17 protein-coding genes and 1 pseudogene are annotated in these 17,327 nt (G+C 74.4%); 6 read left to right on the plus strand and 12 right to left on the minus strand.

Going from position 1 to position 17,327, the window contains the following annotated elements; genetic code table 11:
- Positions 1–57: 57 nt before the first annotated feature.
- Positions 58–1,092: a polyphosphate kinase 2 gene (gene ppk2 / locus C0216_RS15070; RefSeq protein WP_114055791.1), complete on the plus strand. Its 1,035-nt coding sequence runs from the start codon at positions 58–60 to the stop codon at positions 1,090–1,092.
- 63 nt (positions 1,093–1,155) lie between these two features.
- Positions 1,156–1,806, plus strand: a complete 651-nt coding sequence (locus C0216_RS15075) for a carbonic anhydrase (protein ID WP_114055792.1) — start codon at positions 1,156–1,158, stop codon at positions 1,804–1,806.
- A 79-nt stretch (positions 1,807–1,885) separates the two neighbouring features.
- Here the strand turns inward: C0216_RS15075 and C0216_RS15080 are convergent, their stop codons facing one another.
- A complete protein-coding gene (locus tag C0216_RS15080) occupies positions 1,886–2,821 on the minus strand; it encodes a collagen-like protein (RefSeq protein ID WP_216827084.1) in 936 nt (311 codons plus the stop codon).
- A gap of 300 nt (positions 2,822–3,121) precedes the next feature.
- Between C0216_RS15080 and C0216_RS15085 the strand changes: the two genes are divergently transcribed.
- The 4 genes from C0216_RS15085 (at position 3,122) to C0216_RS15100 (ending at position 7,210) form a co-directional block, all read left to right on the plus strand.
- The gene (locus C0216_RS15085) at positions 3,122–3,733 is read left to right on the plus strand and encodes a TetR/AcrR family transcriptional regulator (RefSeq protein WP_114055794.1); all 612 of its coding nucleotides are present in this window, start codon (positions 3,122–3,124) and stop codon (positions 3,731–3,733) included.
- A 121-nt stretch (positions 3,734–3,854) separates the two neighbouring features.
- Positions 3,855–5,318 carry an MFS transporter gene (locus C0216_RS15090; RefSeq protein ID WP_114055795.1) on the plus strand — a complete coding sequence of 488 codons (1,464 nt, stop codon included), beginning with the start codon at positions 3,855–3,857 and terminating at the stop codon, positions 5,316–5,318.
- Entirely contained in the window at positions 5,315–5,785 is a 471-nt protein-coding gene (locus tag C0216_RS15095) for an SRPBCC family protein (protein WP_216827085.1), read from the plus strand. The genes C0216_RS15090 and C0216_RS15095 overlap by 4 nt, the downstream gene beginning before the upstream one ends.
- Before the next feature lie 72 nt (positions 5,786–5,857).
- Positions 5,858–7,210, plus strand: coding sequence for a carotenoid oxygenase family protein (locus tag C0216_RS15100; RefSeq protein ID WP_114055796.1), 1,353 nt, complete (start codon positions 5,858–5,860; stop codon positions 7,208–7,210).
- Positions 7,211–7,240: 30 nt separating this feature from the next.
- Here C0216_RS15100 and C0216_RS15105 read toward each other — a convergent pair whose 3' ends face one another.
- From C0216_RS15105 to C0216_RS15150, 11 genes and pseudogenes are all read right to left on the minus strand, one after another.
- Positions 7,241–8,362, minus strand: coding sequence for a hypothetical protein (locus tag C0216_RS15105; protein ID WP_162793210.1), 1,122 nt, complete (start codon positions 8,360–8,362; stop codon positions 7,241–7,243).
- A 156-nt stretch (positions 8,363–8,518) separates the two neighbouring features.
- Positions 8,519–9,295 (minus strand): SDR family NAD(P)-dependent oxidoreductase, encoded by a 777-nt coding sequence (locus C0216_RS15110; protein ID WP_114055798.1) that lies wholly within the window; start codon positions 9,293–9,295, stop codon positions 8,519–8,521.
- A gap of 97 nt (positions 9,296–9,392) precedes the next feature.
- Positions 9,393–10,583 (minus strand): cytochrome P450 family protein, encoded by a 1,191-nt coding sequence (locus C0216_RS15115; protein WP_114055799.1) that lies wholly within the window; start codon positions 10,581–10,583, stop codon positions 9,393–9,395.
- A 163-nt stretch (positions 10,584–10,746) separates the two neighbouring features.
- Positions 10,747–11,301, minus strand: a complete 555-nt coding sequence (locus C0216_RS15120) for a Clp protease N-terminal domain-containing protein (RefSeq protein ID WP_114055800.1) — start codon at positions 11,299–11,301, stop codon at positions 10,747–10,749.
- A complete protein-coding gene (locus tag C0216_RS15125) occupies positions 11,301–11,510 on the minus strand; it encodes a helix-turn-helix domain-containing protein (RefSeq protein ID WP_030315760.1) in 210 nt (69 codons plus the stop codon). The genes C0216_RS15120 and C0216_RS15125 overlap by 1 nt, the downstream gene beginning before the upstream one ends.
- A 194-nt stretch (positions 11,511–11,704) precedes the next feature.
- Positions 11,705–12,073: a hypothetical protein gene (locus C0216_RS33480; RefSeq protein ID WP_162793078.1), complete on the minus strand. Its 369-nt coding sequence runs from the start codon at positions 12,071–12,073 to the stop codon at positions 11,705–11,707.
- 58 nt (positions 12,074–12,131) lie between these two features.
- Positions 12,132–12,302, minus strand: a pseudogene (locus C0216_RS15130) (gas vesicle protein K); the annotation flags it as partial.
- A gap of 133 nt (positions 12,303–12,435) precedes the next feature.
- Positions 12,436–13,851: a GH1 family beta-glucosidase gene (locus tag C0216_RS15135; RefSeq protein ID WP_114055801.1), complete on the minus strand. Its 1,416-nt coding sequence runs from the start codon at positions 13,849–13,851 to the stop codon at positions 12,436–12,438.
- 60 nt (positions 13,852–13,911) lie between these two features.
- Positions 13,912–14,832: a carbohydrate ABC transporter permease gene (locus C0216_RS15140; protein WP_114055802.1), complete on the minus strand. Its 921-nt coding sequence runs from the start codon at positions 14,830–14,832 to the stop codon at positions 13,912–13,914.
- Positions 14,829–15,788, minus strand: coding sequence for a carbohydrate ABC transporter permease (locus tag C0216_RS15145; RefSeq protein ID WP_114055803.1), 960 nt, complete (start codon positions 15,786–15,788; stop codon positions 14,829–14,831). Before C0216_RS15145 ends, C0216_RS15140 begins: the two co-directional genes overlap by 4 nt.
- A 137-nt stretch (positions 15,789–15,925) precedes the next feature.
- The gene (locus C0216_RS15150; protein WP_114055804.1) at positions 15,926–17,227 is read right to left on the minus strand and encodes an extracellular solute-binding protein; all 1,302 of its coding nucleotides are present in this window, start codon (positions 17,225–17,227) and stop codon (positions 15,926–15,928) included.
- Between the last annotated feature and the right edge of the window lie 100 nt (positions 17,228–17,327).

Here is a 17,327-nt window from a genome sequence, read left to right on the forward strand (position 1 = left end):
GCGTACGACACCGCAGGCCGGCGATAGCGCCGCCCGGCCCGGGGGTATACGTCCGCCATGGACGCGCAGGGGCAGGGGCAGGAAGAAGACGGCGGCCGGCGGCAGGGCCCGGGGCGGCCCGCTCCGGGCCCCGAGGGGGCGCTCCTCGAAGGGCTCAGCGTGGACGCCAGCCGGCCCGAGCAGCCGGTCCTGCTCGACGCCGACGGGCAGCCCATCCGCACCTGGCGGGAGAACTACCCGTACACCCGCAAGATCCGCCGGCCCGAGTACGAGCGCGCCAAGCGCATCCTGCAGATCGAGCTGCTGAAGCTCCAGCGCTGGGTCAAGGACACCGGAGCCCGGGTGGTCGTGATCTGCGAGGGCCGCGACGCCGCCGGCAAGGGCGGCACCATCCAGCGCTTCACCGAGCGGCTCAACCCCCGCGGCGCCCGCATCGTCGCCCTCGACAAGCCGACCGAGCGCGAGGCCGGCCAGTGGTACTTCCAGCGCTACACCGCCCACCTGCCCGCCCGGGGGGAGATCGTCTTCTTCGACCGCTCCTGGTACAACCGCGCCGGCGTGGAGCGCGTGATGGGCTTCTGCACCGACGAGCAGTACGAGCGCTTCCTGCACCAGTGCCCGGCCTTCGAGGCCATGCTCGTCGACGACGGCATCCTGCTGGTCAAGTTCTGGTTCTCGGTCTCCCGCTCCGAACAGCGCACCCGCTTCGCGATCCGCCAGGTCGACCCGGTGCGCCAGTGGAAGCTCTCGCCGACCGACCTCGCCTCCCTCGACCTGTGGGACGCGTACACCGACGCGAAGGTCGCCATGTTCCGCGCCACCGACACCGAGCACGCGCCCTGGACCGTCGTGAAGAGCAACGACAAGCGGCGCGCCCGGCTGGAGGCGATGCGCAGCCTGCTGTGGAGGATCGACTACGCCAGCAAGGACGAGAAGGCGGTGGGCCACCCCGACCCGCTGATCGTCGGCTCCGCGGACACCCTCCTGGAGGCGGGCGAGGAGCCCGCGACCCTGTCGCCCACCCCGCTGAGCGGGTCGCCCACCGGCCCCGGCCAGCACCCCCGTCCGCCGGGGCACGCGCCCCGGGCCTGACGCGCCGAGAAAGATCGCCCACCCGCCGGTACGGCGTGCGGAAGGGGGCCGTAGTCTGCTCGCATGACCGACGCCAACACCCTCACGCCCTCAACGGCCCTGCAGACCATGCTCGCCGGCAACGAGCGGTTCGTGGCCGGCACGCCACAACACCCCAACCAGGATGCCGCCCGCCGCGCGGAGACGGCCCCCGGGCAGCGCCCGTTCGCCGTCGTGTTCGGCTGTTCCGACTCCCGCCTCGCGGCCGAGATCATCTTCGACCAGGGGCTGGGCGACCTGTTCGTCGTCCGCACCGCCGGACACGTGGCCGGCACCGAGGTGCTGGGCAGCATCGAGTACGGGGTCAGCGTCCTCGAGGCCCCGCTCGTCGTCGTCCTCGGCCACGACTCCTGCGGCGCCGTCGCCGCCACCCGCTCCGCGCTCCAGGACGGTGTGACGGCCACCGGATTCGTCCGCGACGTCATCGAGCGGGTCACGCCCAGCGTCCTGGCCGCCCGCGCCGCCGGCCTCACGTCCGGCGACGACATCGTCGACGAGCACATCCGCCACACGGTCAGTCTCCTGATGGAGCGCTCCCGCGCCCTGGCCGAGCGGGTCGCCGCGGGCCGCACCGCGGTCGTCGGCATGTCCTACCGGCTCGCGGACGGCAGCGCCCGCCTGATCACCACCTGGGGACGCGACCTGTCCTCCGCCGCTTCGGAACAGGCGGGCTGACACCCGCGCGCCCCACAGCAGCCGCGAAGCCGCCGCGTCGCGCCCCGGCAGGGCGCCACGCGGCGGCGAGGTGCGGTGATCAGACGCCCGGTGCGGGCAGCAGGCGTACCGGGCCCTCCTCGGCGGGCTTGCCGGCCGGATGCGGGGCGGGTTTCGGCACCGGCTGCGGTGCGGGCGCCGCGCCCGCATCGGCTCCCTCCGCGCCGGCTCCCGCCGGTGTCGGCACGGGCAGCGTCGGGGAGGGCGTGGGGCGCGGTGTCGCCAGGGCCGTCCAGCCGTAGGGGCAGACGAGCGTGTCCAGGGTGACGGGCAGCGTGTAGGTGCAGCTCGTCTCGTACACGTCGCCGCCCCGCGTGATCACCTTCACGTACACCTGCGGGCCGGCCGCCGGTACGCCGAGGGACACCGAGGCCGCGCAGGCGTTGCGGGGGAAGCCCGGGTTGTCGCGGGTCGAGAGGTCCCGCCACACGTACGGCGCGTACAGGCTGCTGCGGTAGCCGACGAAGGCCCGGTCGTGGTTGAGGGCGACGCTGAACTCGCCGTCCGGGGTGTAGGAGACGGTGTCGATCTCGACGCACGGCCCCTCGTGGCCGCGGTCGCCCTTCGGCCCCTTCTCGCCCCGTTCGCCCTTCTCCCCCTTGTCGCCCTTGTCGCCCTTCGGGCCCTTGGGCCCGGGCTCGCCGCGCTCGCCCTTCTCACCGCGTTCGCCCTTGGGGCCGCGGTCGCCCTTCTCGCCCTTGGTCGTCTTGGGCTTCTTGGTGGTCTTCTTGCTGTCCTTGCCGTCGTCCTTGTCGTCCTTGTCGCCTTGGTCCACGGCGCCGGCCGCAGGCTTGGCGGCCTCGGGCCCGGGGACGGGCGCGGCGACCGCTCCTCCGCCGCGGTCCCCCTCGCCGCCCACCGGGACCGGCCCCGCCGCCACGGCCGGCGAAGCCAGCCCCGCCAACACGACGGCGGCCGGGAGGGCGAAGGCCCGCATGCCCCAGGTACGCCTGGTCGCCCGCTGTACAGAACGCATAGCTCTGCTCCTCTTCCGTACGTCTCCGTACAGGTGTGCCTCGTACGAACGTGTGTGGGATCCGGCCGGAACCAGATGGAGCTTCTCCCGCTTTCGGTGAACGGGGAGCCGACGCGGCGGCAAGTTGCGGTCATCTCATCGGATCGGCCTAGAGGGACTCAGTGCTCGCGGAATGCCCGGCGGCCGGCGTCGGCGCGTCGTCGGGAGGCGGCGCCGTCCCGGAGCGCCCGCACGGGTGGTGCGGCCCGCGGCGCGGCGGCGAGGGTTGACGCCCGCAGGTGTGAGTGGTTTATTACTCATATGCAGACGGGACAGCAGACCGAGCAGCAGGGCGGCCGGCGGCGCCGGCTCTCCACCGCGGACGAGCGCCGGGGAACCGTGCTCCGCACCGCGATCGGCGCCTTCGCGGCCCGGGGGTACTTCGGCACCACGACCACGGAGGTCGCCAAGGCGGCCGGGATCTCGCAGGCCTACGTCTACCGGCTCTTCCCCAACAAGGAGGCCCTGTTCGCAGCGGTCGTCGAGCACTGCTTCGCCCAGGTGCGCGCCGCCCTCGAACGCGGCGCGGCCGAGGCGGAGGGGGCCTCGCCGGAATCGGTCCTCGCGTCCATGGGCGACGCGTACGCCCGACTGATCAGCGACAACGAACTGCTGCTCGTCCAACTGCACGCCCAGGCGGCCGCCGTGTCCGAGCCGGTGATCCGCGAGGCGGTACGCGCCGGGTATGCCCAGGTCGTCGAATACGTCCGCGGGGTGTCCGGAGGGAGTGAGCGGCAGGTGCAGGAGTTCTTCGCGGTCGGCATGCTCTGCCATCTCGTCGTCTCGCTCGGCGTCGCCGACGCGGGGGAGGCGGGGGGTGTGGCCGAGGCCCCGTGGATGCGCATCCTCGCCGCGGGCATCACCCACTACTGAGCCCCGCGGCCGCGTCCCGGGCTCCGGACGGGCGGCTGCCGGTCATCCGGCACGCCGCCCTCTCTCGGGCCCTCGAAGTGAGTGGTCAATCACACATACTTTACGAAGGGAGACACCCGCCATGCCGCACGCCGCCGGTGGCAGGTACCCGCTCGCCGTGCTCTCCGCAGGGCAGTTCGTCGTCGTCCTCAGCACCTCCGTCGTCAACGTCGCCCTCCCGCAGATCCGGGACGGCGCGGGACTGTCCGACACCGGCATGTCCTGGGTGGTCAACGCCTACGGCCTCGCCTTCGGCGCCCTGCTGCTCCTCGGCGGCCGGGCCGCCGACCTGGCCGGCGCCCGCCGGGTCCTGACCGCCGGCCTGGGCCTCTTCGCCGTCGCCTCCGTGGCTGCCGGACTCGCCGACACGGCAGGGGTGCTCATCGCCGCCCGCACCGCGCAGGGCGTCGGCGCCGCCGCGGCCGCCCCCGCCGGCCTCGCCCTCGTCGTCCGGTTCCACCCGCCCGGCAGCGCCCGGGCCCGTGCCCTGGCCGTGTGGGGAGCAGTCTCCGGGGCGGGCGGTGCGGCCGGTGTGCTGCTCGGCGGCGTCCTGGCCGAGGTGCTGGGCTGGCCCTGGATCTTCCACGCCTGCGGCCTCGGCGCGGCCCTCGTCCTCGGCGCCACGCTCCGCCGCGTCCCCGCCGACCCGGCCCCTCCGCTCGGGGCCGCGGTCCGGCCCCGCCCCGACCTCCTCGGCGCCTTCGCCGTCACCGCCTCCGCTGCCTCCCTCGTCCACGGCGTCACCGCCGTCCGCACCCACGGCCCCGCCGACCCGTACGTCCTCGGGCCGCTCGCCGCCGCCGTGCTCCTCTTCCTCCTGTTCCTGTACGCCGAGCGCCGGCACCCGGCGCCGCTCGTGCCGCCGGGGCTGCTGCGCCGGGGGCTCGTCGCCCCCGCCAACCTCCTGAGCGCCCTGGTCGGCGCCGTCTGGGTCGGACTGTTCTTCCACCTGCCGCTGCTCCAGCAGGAGGTCCTCGGCTTTGGCCCCCTGGCCGCGGGCCTCGCCCAACTCCCGCTCGCCGCCGCCACCATGCTGGGATCCTGGCTGGCCCCGCGGTCGGCCCGCCGACTGGGCCCGCACCGGAACCTCGCCGCGGCCCTCCTCGCCCAGGCGGCCGGATTCGCCTGGCTCGCGCTCCTCAGCACGCCGGCCACCGGCCCGGCGGCCCTGACCGGCCCGACCGCGCTCATCGGCCTCGGACTCGGCGCGGCCTTCGTCCAGCTCACCGGCGCGGCGGTCGGCGGTGTCCCCCCGGCCGACTCCGGGGTGGCCGGAGGGCTCGTCAACACCACCCGCCAGCTCGGCGGCGCCGTGGGCCTGGCCCTGACGGGCACCCTGGCCGCCGCCGTCACCGGCGGCGACCCCGCCGCCGGCCCCGCAGTCCTCGCCGACGGCCACCGCGCCGCCTTCCTGCTGGCCGCCGCCACCGCCGCCGCGGCCGCGGCCCTCACCCCGCTGCTCTTCCGCCGCGACCCGGCCGGCACCCGCCCGGACCCGGCGCCCGACCACACCGCCGACCACACCGCCGAAGGAGCCCGCCGTTGAACCCGCAGAGCCCCGCCCGCCGCCACACAGCCACCGTGGACGAGTCCGCGCCCGCCGTCGTCCGGCTCACCGCCATCGTCCGCGCACCCCTCGACCGCCTCTGGGACCTGCACACCGACATCGCCGCCTGGCCCGCCTGGAACCCCGGCATCAGCCGCGCGGAGCCCGCCGGCCCGCTCGCCGTCGGAACCGTCTTCCACTGGCACACCCACGGACTTGACATCACCTCCACCGTCCTGGAGGCGGTTCCCGGCCGGCGCCTCGTCTGGGGCGGCCCCGCCCACGGCATCGACGGCATCCACGCCTGGACCTTCGAGGACGCGGGCGACGGCACGGTCGCCGTCCGCACCGAGGAGTCCTGGAGCGGGCCCCCCGTCGACGCCGACCCCGACGCCGCCCGCCACGCCCTCCGCGAGTCCCTCGGACTCTGGCTCGCCGCCCTCAAGGCGGCCGCGGAACGCCCCTGACCGGCCGCCGCCCGCAGAACCGCACGACCATCCACCACACCCCGCCCCGCCACCCCGGAAGGACCGCCCGCCATGACCGCCAAGCCGTACCTCACCGGCCACTACGCCCCCGTCGCCGACGAGACCACCGCCACCGGGCTCACCGTCGAAGGCAGCCTGCCGCCCGAGCTGACGGGCCGCCTCATCCGCAACAGCCACAACCCGAAGCCCGGCATCACCCCCACCCACTGGTTCAAGGGCAGCGGAATGGTCCACGGGATCCGCCTCCGCGAGGGCCGCGCCGAGTGGTACCGCAACCGCTGGGTCCACACCCCCGCCCTCGACGGCGCGCCCTACATGACCGAGCACGGACCCGACCTCACCGCCAGCACCGCCGGCACCCACGTCATCGAGCACGGCGGCCGCCTCCTGGCCCTGTGCGAGTCCGCCCTGCCCTTCGAGCTGACGCCCGAGCTGGAGACCGTGGGCGCCTTCGACTGGAACGGCAGGCTCACCTCCGCGATGACCGCGCACCCCAAGGAGGACCCGGCCACCGGCGAACTCCACTTCTTCGCCTCCTCACCCCTCCCGCCGTTCCTGATCCACCACGTCTCCTCACCGGACGGGACGGTGCTGCGCAGCCAGGAGGTGCCGGGCGCGACCGCCGCGCTCAAGCACGACTTCGCCCTCACCGAGCGCCACGTCGTCTTCCTGGAGGGATCGGTCGCCTTCGACCCCTCCGAGCGCTCGGGAATCCCGTACGCCTGGAGCGACGAGCAGCCCGCCCGGATCGGTGTGATGCCGCGGGGCGAGGGCGGGGCCTCGCACATCCGGTGGTTCGACCTGGAACCCGGCTACGCCATGCACCTCGCCAACGCCTACGAGGACGCCTCCGGCCGCATCGTCGTCGAGGGCCCGGCCGTCGGCCGCCGCGGCTGGCAGCGCTCCTGGAACTGGTGGACCGGCGCCCCGGACCGCGGCGCCGAGCCCAACTCGGGTGCCCGCGCGACCCGCTGGACCGCCGACCTGCGCACCGGCCGCGTCACCCAGGAGCACACCGACGACCTGACCGTCGAGTTCCCGACCATCAACGACGCGTACACCGGCCGCGAGCACCGGTACCAGTACGCCCTGTCCTTCCCCGACGACCTCGGCGACGGCACCCACGCCCTGGTGAAGTACGACCGCGCCACCGGCGCCCGCCAGACCAAGCCGTTCGGCACGGGCCGGCTGCCCAGCGAGGCCGTGTTCGTCCCCGCCGGCCCGGGCGGTGACGAGGACGCCGGGTACCTCCTGACCGTCGTCGGCGACCTCAACTCCGACAGCTCCCGCCTCCTGGTCCTCGACGCCTCGGACCTGGACCTGCCGCCGGTCGCCGCGGTCCACCTCCCGCGGCGCGTCCCGGCCATGATCCACGGCTCCTGGATCCCCGACACCGCCCTGTGACACCCCGACGGCAGGCCGCCGGCGCCGCCGCTACGCGGCGGTGCCCTCGGCGGAGAGCAGGGCCGGCTTCCGGCAGTTGCAGCCCACCACGTCCGCCTTCCCCTGTGGCGGCACCTCGAAGGTGACCGTCATGCTGTGCCGTATCGTCGCCTTCCGCCAGTACGTGGAGCCCCCGCCGAGGAGCGCGTTGCGGGGGTCGTCCTTCCCGAACCGGACCTTCCACGACGACCCCTGCCAGTGGTCGGTCCGGACGAACGAGCAGGTCACCAGCGACTTGCCGTCCGCCAACCGGAGCACCGGCAGGGCCGGGCCGGTCACCTCCAGCTGGTAGCTGCGCCGCATGCCACCCGACTCCTGCTCCGGATGGTTGTAGTCGCGGACCACGTCGGCGGTGAGCTCGCCGGGCGCGAAGTGCTCGCTCTCCGGGTCGCCGTTCGGGGCTGTGAAGGAAAGGTAGTCCGCGTACCGCCCGCACACCCGGCGGTCCTCCTCCGCGGCCGGCGCCGCCGCGGCGGCACCGCCCGCGCCCTGGGTGACCGCGGCGACCTCCTTGTCCCGCACCGCGAAGCCGAACCGCTCGTACCCGCGGTCCTCGAACTCGCCCTCTGCGAGCTGCGGGTCAGGCTTGTCGTGCATCCACGTCATGGCGGCCGCCTTCCACTGGCCGCCCGGCTCCGCCTGCGTGAAGTAGGTCATCATCGCGGCCCGCTCCACCCTCTGGCCGTAATTCCGGGACACGACGGCGAACCACCGGGGGTATCCGGGCCAGTCGCGTTCCGCCGGGATCAGGTACGCGGGACCGGTCTGCGGCGTCGGCGCCGTACCGCGGTCGAACGGCACCCCCGCGCGCGCCCGGTACTCCGCGAGCAGCGGATCCGTCGCGACCGAGGCGATCCCCTCCTGGCCTCCGGGCTTGCGGAACTGCGACTGTTCCCAGGCGAAGGTGTTGAACACCTTCTCGGCCTGCTCCTTGCCGATCACCAGGGCCGGGGCCGGGGGCGACGCGGGCGGCGAGGACGCGGGCCCGCCCGCCTTCCCGCCCTCCGCCGACGGCGCGCACCCCGACAGCAGGACGGCGCATGCCGCCACCCCGCCCGCGAAGCCCACCCGCAGCCGCCGCCCACCACCACCGCCGAACACCTGAACGGCCATGATCCGAACTCCCCCGCCCCTTGGGTCACCGGCACCGCGCCGACGATCATGCGGGCAAGGTAACCCGCGGCGGGCGGGCCGCCGCACCGAGCCCCCCGGACTGTCCGGTTCCTGTACCCCGGGGCGCGGGAAACCGGCGTGCGCGGCCCCCGCCGGTCACGGGGCCGGGCGGGGCGGGCGGGAGCCGAGGCGCTGGAGGACGCGGCCGGCGAAGCGTTGTCCGGCCAGGCGGCCGAGGACCACCAGGGCCTTGTTGGGGGCGCCGGGCACACAGACGGTCCGGCCCCGCTCCAGGTCGCGCAGCGCCGTCCGGACGACGGAGTCCGCGCCGGTCCACATCACGCGGGGGATCGAGGAGGTGTCGCGGCCCGAGCGCTCGTGGAGCGCGGTGGGGACGTAGCCCGGGCAGAGCGCCATGACGCGCACGCCCGGACGGGCGATCCGCGCGTCGGAGAGGCTCCGGCTGAAGGCGTTGATCCAGGCCTTCGACGCCCCGTACGTACTGCGCGGGAAGAACGCCCACAGGGAGGAGACGTTGACGATCCCGCCGCGGCCGCGTGCGTTCATGCCGGGCAGGGCGGCATGGGTGAGCCGCAGCACCGCCTCGCAGTGCACGCGCAGCATGCGCACCTCGTCGGCCGCCGGCACGCGCAGGAAGCCGGCCGGGTGCGCGAACCCGGCGTTGTTCACCAGGAGGTCGAGCGGCTCCGCCGCCGCCCGGTCCGCGACGCGCGCCAAGCCCTCGTCCGCCGCGAGGTCGGCGGCGAGCACGCTGACGCGGACCGCGTGGCTGCGGCGCAGGGCGTCGGCCGTACGGGCCAGCCGGTCCGGGTCGCGGGCGACCAGCGTCAGGTCGTACCCGGCGGCGGCCAACTGCTCGGCGAAGGCCGCGCCGATCCCGGAGGTGGCGCCGGTGACGAGGGCGTGGGGCATGGCCCCATGGTCGCAGCCGGCGGGGCAGGTCCGCCGCACGCCGGTCACCGCTCCCGGCGGGCGGCCTCGGCCCGGCGGTGGCCTGACCGCCGTCCCCTCAGACGGGAAGGGCTGCCTCGGCGGCGTACCGGACGGGCAGTTCGGCCAGTCCGCGGGCGCGCAGCGACGGGCGTCGGCGCGGGGCGCCCGCGGCTTCGAGGACGGGGAAGCGCTCCAGGAGGGCGGCCAGCGCGATCTCGGTCTCCGCGCGGGCCAGGGGAGCGCCGAGGCAGTAGTGGATGCCGTGGCCCAGGGCGAGGTGCCCGGAGGTGTCGCGGCCGGTGTCGAGGATGTCGGGGCGGGAGAAGCGGGCCGGGTCGCGGTTGGCTGCCGAGAGGGACAGCAGGACGGTCTCCCCGGCCGGGACGGTGACCCCGGCGATGGTGACGTCCTCGGTCGGGAAGCGGCGGATGGCGAGCAGCGCGGGCCCCTCGTAGCGGGCGAACTCCTCGACGGCGGCCGGGAGCCGCGCGGGGTCCCGGCGGAGCAGCTCCAGCTGTGCGGGGTGTTCCAGGAGGGCGTGGACGGCGTTGCCGATGAGCTGGACGGTGTTCTCGTAGCCGGCGAAGAGGATGAGGAAGGCGAGGGACATCAGCTCGTCCTCGCCGAGCCGGTCGCCGTCGGAGTCGCGTACGGCGATCAGGTCGGAGAGGAGGTCGTCGGCGGGGCGGCTGCGCTTGTGGCCGATCAGCTCGGTGAGGAAGCTGAGCATCGACACCACCGCCTCCTTCGCGGCGCGGGGCCGGCTCGGGTCGGGGGCGATCAGGGTGTCGGTCCAGGCGCGGAAGTCGAGGCGGCGGTCCTCGGGGATGCCGAGCAGGTCGCAGATGACGATCACGGGCAGCGGCGCGGCGTACGCGGCGACGAAGTCGGCCGTACCGGCGGGGCCGAGGTCGTCGAGGAGCCGGTCCGCTGTCGCGCGGATCGGCGCGCGCAACTGCTCGGTGCGGCGCGGGGTGAAGGCGCGGCTCACGAGCTTGCGGATGCGGGTGTGGTCGGGCGGATCCATGTTGAGGAGGTTGGCGTCGAGGGCCGGCGGAAGGGAAAGCCCGCGGTAGCTGCCCTCGTTGGCGTGGGCCTTGTCCAGTGACAGCCGCGGGTCGGCGAGTGCGGCGCGCACGTCGTCGTACCGGGTGACGAGCCAGGCCGGCATGCCGTCGGTGCCGGTGATCCGGCAGACGGGCGCAGCGTCCCGCAGCTTCTCGTAGGCGGAGTAGGGGTGTTCGAGCAGTTCGGCCTGAAGATCCATGGGGTCAGCCTAGGTTGTGCCGGCGGATCAGCCTGCAGGCCTCCCGCCATGCCGCCTCGGCGTCCCGCGCGTCGTCGAGGCCGGATCGCGGATCCCGCCGCGCCCGTACGCGGGGGACCGCTCCGGACCCTCGGAGGCGGGGCGTGCTGCCGACTCCGGAGGGTCAGCGTGCGACGGGCACGGAAAGGGCGGCCTCGACGGACGTGTACGTCACCCCGTGGTCCGCAAGGACTTCCGCGACGACCCCGCCGGTCGTGGTGAGGGCCAGGAGGACGTGTTCGTCGCCGATCTCCCGGTCCTTGCGGGCCAGGGCGATCCGGAGGGACTTCTCCAGCACCGTCTTCGCCTCCCGGGAGAAGGACCTGCGGCCGGACCGCCATCCGGCGCCCCTTCGGCCGCCGGCGAGCGCGCCCCGGCCGTGCGCCTCCTCCACCCGGGCCACGATCGCGCCGACGTCGATGCCGAGGCCCTCCAGGGCCTCCGCGTCCGCCCGGGACAGCCCGGCCCGCCGCCGGGCATCGGCCAGGGCGGCGGCCACCGCGGGCCGGCGATCCGACGGGCACAGCCCGCGCAGCGCCGCCGCGGCCCGGGTGTCCTCCCGGTCGAGGAGCGCCAGCAGCAGGTGCTCCCCGGTCACGGTGGCGGAGCCGGTCCGCTCGGCGTACTCCACCGAGCCCTTCACCACCGCGCGTGCGTCCTGCGTGAATCGCTCGAACATCACTGCCTCCCGTACTTCTTGTGGACGGCCTGCCGGCTGACACCCAGCTCGGTCGCGATCTCCTGCCACGACCACCCCTGGTTGCGCGCACTGCGCACCTGGACGGCTTCCAACTGCTCCAGCAGCCGCCGCAGCGCGGACACGGCCCGCAGTCCCACCCGCGGGTCACGGTCGCCTGCACGGGCGGCCAGATCGGTCGCATCGGTCATGCTGTCAATCTACGTTGACATGATGATGCTGTCAATCGTTGTTGACACACGGGGCTGTCCCGTGCCCTGAGCATGTACAGGCGGCCCCGGTGAGCGGCTCCTCCGCGCCGCAGGCCGAAGGGCAGCGACCGCGGGCATGGGCGGGGGCGGGGGCTTCGGGCCCCCGCCCCCTGCGGTGTGGGTGTGCGGCGGTCTCAGAGGCGGCCGCCGGTCAGGCGCGACAGGGGGCCGCGCCGGCGGAGGCCCGCACGGCGGCCCGCCGCGTACGAGACGGCGACGAGCGCAGCCGTCCCGCTCGCCGTACCCGCGGCCGCGGCCTTGCGGGCCCGGACCGGCGCCCACAGCAGGCCGGCCCGGCCGGCGGCGGACCGGAGTGCCCGGGCGGCGGTGGTGGTCTTCTCCGCGATCTGGGAGGGGAGGGCGGTCAGCGTGCCGGAACCGTGCTCCCCGAGTTCGCCGCCGGCCTTCCCCGCGGCGCCGGCCGCCCGCCCACGCGTCGTGCCGCCGTTCGAATCGGCGTTGTCGGAAGGGGACTTGGTGTGGGGCTTCCGAGATGCAGTCATGCTCTGCGTCTGGCCGACCGGCCCTTCCCCAAACGTGGCTCCTCCCGGCCACAGCACCAGGGCCCAGCGGGCCCAGGTCCAGGTTGAGGTCCTCCGCCGTCAGGCCGAAGCGGCGGCGCAGCAGCGCCATCCGGTCCTCCAGCAGCATCAGCGTCAGCCCCAGCCGCTCCTCCTGCTCCTCGCTCAGGTCTCCGGCCTCCACGCGCCTGAGCGTCGCCTGGCGCTCCATTCAGCTGCTGTTTCCTGCCGCGTATGGGCGCCCGACGCACCCTCAAACTCCGGCGCAGGGAACCGGGGACGACGGAGGGGGTGGGCGGAAGACATCCCTCCGCCCACCCCTTCCGGTGCGCCCCGTCAGGCTGTCAGGTGGTCAGGCCGCCCCGGGCGATGACGTCCGCGTACCAGCGGGCGCTGCTCTTCGGCGTCCGCCGCTGGGTGGGGAAGTCGACGTGGACGATGCCGAACCGCTTGCTGTAGCCGTACGCCCACTCGAAGTTGTCCAGGAGGGACCACAGGAAGTAGCCGCGGACGTCGGCGCCCGCCCCGATCGCCCGGTGCACGGCCTCCAGATGGGCGTGCAGGTAGGCCACCCGCTCCGGGTCCTTCACCTCGCCCGACGGGTCGGCGTAGTCCTCGTACGCCGCCCCGTTCTCCGTGATCAGCAGCGGGACGTGCGGGAGTTCGTCCCGCAGCCGCAGCAGCAGCTCGTGCAGCCCGCCGGCGTCGACCGGCCAGTCCATGGCCGTGCGCGGTCCGGTGACGGGCACGAAGCGGACGTGCCGTTCCGCACCGGCCCACGGCGACGGCCCGGCGGCGTCCGCGCCGCCGGGGGTGCGGGCCGCGACCGCGGCGGGGGAGTAGTAGTTGATGCCCAGCGAGTCGATCGGCTCGGCGGCCGCGGCGCAGTCGCCGTCCTTCACGAAGGACCAGTCCGTGATGTCGGCGGTGTCCCGGACGAGGTCCTCCGGGAGGCTCCCCCGGAAGACGGGGTCGAGGAAGATCCGGTTGCCGACGGCGTCGATCCGGCGCACCGCGTCCCGGTCCTGCGGCGTGTCGGTGCGGGGGCGCACCGCGTGCAGGTTGAGCGTCAGCGACACCTCCGCCCCGGCGGGCAGTACGGCGCGCAGCGCCTGGACGCCGAGGCCGTGTGCCAGGTTCAGGTGGTGGGCGGCGCGCAGCGATCCGGCATCGCCGGTGCGGCCGGGGGCGTGCACCCCGCTGCCGTAGCCGAGGAAGGCCGAGCACCAGGGCTCGTTGAGGGTGGTCCAGGTGGCGACGCGGTCGCCGAGCGCCTCCGCGGCGAGTGCCGCGTAGTCCGCGAAGCGGTAGGCGGTCTCCCGCTCGGGCCATCCGCCCGCGTCCTCCAGCTCCTGCGGGAGGTCCCAGTGGTAGAGGGTCGCGACGGGCCGGATGCCCGCCTCGCGCAGCCGGTCGGTGAGGCGCCGGTAGAAGTCGAGCCCCTTGCGGGCGGCGGGCCCCCGCCCGGACGGCTGGACGCGCGGCCAGGCGAGGGAGAAGCGGTAGTCGGTCACGCCGAGGCTCCGCATGAGGGCGATGTCCTCGTCCACGCGGTGGTAGTGGTCGGCGGCGGTGTCGCCGGTGTCGCCGTTGCGCACCTTGCCGGGGGTCCGGCTGAAGGTGTCCCAGATGGACGGGGTGCGGCCGTCCTCGCCCGCGGCGCCCTCGATCTGGTAGGCGGCGGTGGCGGTGCCCCAGCGGAAGGCTTCGGGGAAGCGGAGCGTCGTCCCGGTGCGGGGGCGGGCGTCGAGCGCGGTCATGGCGTTGCGTCTCCCGGAGGTGAGAAGGGGGTGTGCGCGGGGGTGGGCCGGCGCGGCGGCTCAGCCCTTGACGGCGCCCTGCATGATGCCGCCGACGATCTGCCGGCCGAGCAGGCCGAAGACGAGCAGCACGGGCAGGGTGCCGAGCAGGGTGCCGGCCATGACGACGGACTGGTCGTTGACGTAGCCGCCGCCGAGCTGGCGCAGGGCGACCTGCACGGTCGGCTCGGAGGAGGAGAGGGCGACGACGGGCCAGAAGAAGTCGTTCCAGGCGGCCATGAACGTCAGCAGGCCGAGCACGGCCATGCCGGGCCGGGCGACGGGCACGACGACCGACCAGAAGATCCGAGCGGAGGAGGCGCCGTCGACGCGGGCCGCCTCGATCAGCTCGTCCGGCAGGGACTGGGCGAGGTACTGCCGCATGAAGAACACGCCGAACGCGGAGACCAGGCCCGGCAGGATGACGGCCTGCAGCTGGTTCACCCACTGGAGTTCGGCGATCAGCATGAACAGCGGGATGACGCCGAGCTGCGGCGGGATCATCATCGTTCCGACGGTGACGGCGAGCAGCGCGCCGCGGCCCCGGAAGCGCAGCTTGGCGAACGCGAACCCGGCCAGGGTGGAGCACAGGACCGTGCCGACGGTGATCGACCCCGAGACGATGAACGAGTTGACGAGCGCCCGCCCTATGTCGGCCTCCCGTACGACCGCCTCGAAGTTCCGCATCAGGTGCGGCCCGGGCAGCAGGGACGGCGGGACGCGGGCCAGGTCGGCGTTGGAGCGGCTGGCGGCGACGACCGTCCAGTACAGCGGGAACGCCGAGACGAGCACGGCGAGCGCCAGGACCGCATGGGTGAGCCTCCCGCCCTGCAGGGTCCGCCCGGCGCGCGAGCGGGTGCGACGGGCTCCGCCGCGGGATTCGCCCCGGGCGGGCCGGCCGGGGGGCCGGTGGCCGACGGGGGGTTCGGCGAGCGCGGTCATCGGCCGGCCTCCTTGCGGGTGCGGCGGCGCGCGATCAGCGCGTTGGCGCCGACGAGCAGCACGATCAGCAGGAACATCACCCAGGCGACGGCGGCCGCCCGCCCCAGGTGGAAGAAGCCCCAGCCCTGCTCGTACATGTACAGGCCGAGGGTCTGGTACTGGTGGGAGATCCCGCCGGAGAGGGAGCCCTCGAACAGCAGCGGCTCCCCGAAGAGCTGCGTCGCCCCGATCGTGGAGACGACGGCCGTGAAGACGATGGTCGGCCGCAGCCCGGGAAGGGTGACGTGGAGGAACTGCCGCCAGCGGGAGGCGCCGTCCATCTCCGCGGCCTCGTACAGCTCGTGCGGGATGGACTGCATGCCCGCCAGGTAGATCAGGGCGTTGTAGCCCGTCCAGCGCCAGATGACGATGGTGGAGACGGCGGCCTGCGAGGCGAAGGTGCCGGTCTGCCAGTCCACCGGGTCGATGCCGGCGAGCCCGAGCACGTAGTTGACCAGCCCGAAGTCTCGGCCGTACAGCTGGGAGAAGACGAGCGTGGCGGCGGCCACCGACGTCGCGTACGGCAGCAGCATCGCCGTGCGGAAGAAGGTGCGCCCGCGCAGCCGGTGGTTCAGCAGGTGCGCGAGGCCGAGCGCCATCGCCAGCTGCGGGACGGTCGACAGGACGCCGATGGTGAAGGTGTTCCGCAGCGAGATCCAGAAGAACTCGTCGCCGAACAGCGCGGTGTAGTTGCCGAGGCCGCGCCACTGCATGTCGCCGGGTGTCTGGAGCTCCACCCGGTACAGGGACACGTACGCGGTGTAGAGCAGCGGGAAGAGCCCGAACGCGGCGAACAGGGTGAAGAAGGGGGCGATATAGGCGTACGGGGAGGCCTTGCGCCAGGCGCGCCGGGCGCCGGGGGCGCGGCCGGGCGGCGCCGGCGGGGGCGCCGTCCGGGCGGGTGCGGTCAGGGTCACGGTGCGGCCCTTCGGGGAAGTCGGGGCGGATGGAGCAAATGGAGTGGGTGGGGCGGCCCGGGGCGGGCGGCGCGGAGGCGGCGCGGGGGGCGGCGCCGGCCCGCGGCCCCGCCTCCGGGCGGCCGGTCGCGCGGGTCTCAGCCGATGGTGTTCCGGACGCCCTTCCTGGCGTTCCCCCACGCCTGCTCGGGCGCCGTGCCCTTGCGCTCGACCTCGCCGAGGGCATTGGTGATCTGCTGGGCGATGTTCTGGTCGTGGACGCCGAGCACCTGCACCGGGGCCGCCTTCGCCGCCTCGCCGAAGATCCGCCCGATCGGCGCGCCGGAGAAGTACGGGTCGGTCGCGTCGGCGATCTGCGCGATGGCGCCGGTGGCCGACGGGAAGTTGCCCTGCTTGCGGAAGAGCTTGGCCTGCTGCTCGGGTGCGGTGAGCCAGGCGATCAGCTCGTACGCCTCCTTCTTGTGCTTGGCGGCGCGCGGCACGGCGAGGTACGAGCCGCCCCAGTTGCCGGCCCCGCCGGGCAGCTTCGCGATGTCCCACTTGCCCTTGCCGGCCTCGCCGGCCTGGCCCTTGATGTAGCCGAGCATCCAGGCCGGGCAGGGGAGTGTGGCGAAGGAGCCGGCCGCGAACGCCTGGTTCCACTGCGGCGACCACTGGTCCAGCTTGGCGCTCAGCCCGCTCTGCGCCGCCGACACCGACGTGTCCCACGCCGTCTTCAGCGCCGGGTTCGTCTCCCAGACCAGCGTGCCGGAGGCGTCGTAATAGCGCTCCTTCTGCTGGCCGATCATGACGGAGTAGAGGCTGCCGACGCTGTCGATCCAGGCGCTCTTCGCGGGGGCCTTCGCCTGGTACTGCCGGCCCAGCTCCAGGTACCCCTCCCAGGTGGACCACCGCTGCGCGAGCTCCTCGCGGTCGGTGGGCAGCCCGGCCTGCGCCAGGAGGTCGGTGCGGTAGCACATGGCCTCCGGGCCGACGTCGGTGCCGAGGCCGACGATCCGGCCGTCCTTCCCGGTGGCAGCCGCCCACTTCGCCTCGGGGAAGCCGGACCTGAGGCTCTCGGCGCCGTAGGCGCGGAGGTCCTCGAACCGGTCGCCCTGCTGCTGGACGGCGGAGGCGATCCGGCCGACCTCGATGGCCTGGACGTCGGCGAGGCCGCCCCCGCCGGCCAGGCGGGTCTGCAGCGACTTCCAGTAGTCGGCCTCGTCCTCGGTGTCGGTCTGCTTGACGGTCACGCCCGGGTGCAGCTTCTCGTACTCGGCGTAGAGCCCGGCCTCCTCGTATCCGAAGGAGCCGAAGAGGTCCACGGTGACGGTGACCTTGCCGTCCGCGCCGCCGGCGGCGCCCTCCGGTGCACCGCCGCAGGCGGCAAGCAGCACCGCGGCGAGGGCGGCAGCCCCCAGGCGGACGGCGGTTCTTCCGGCGGCTCGGGCGTGGGACATGGGGGCCTCCTGGGCTCCGGGATCGGGGGAGAACTCTTCTGAGAGCGCTCTCATCAAGCGAGGGGAGCGTGCCCACGGCGCGCGCCATCCGTCAAGACTC

It is taken from the genome of Streptomyces globosus (genome assembly GCF_003325375.1).
Lineage (GTDB): Bacteria > Actinomycetota > Actinomycetes > Streptomycetales > Streptomycetaceae > Streptomyces > Streptomyces globosus_A.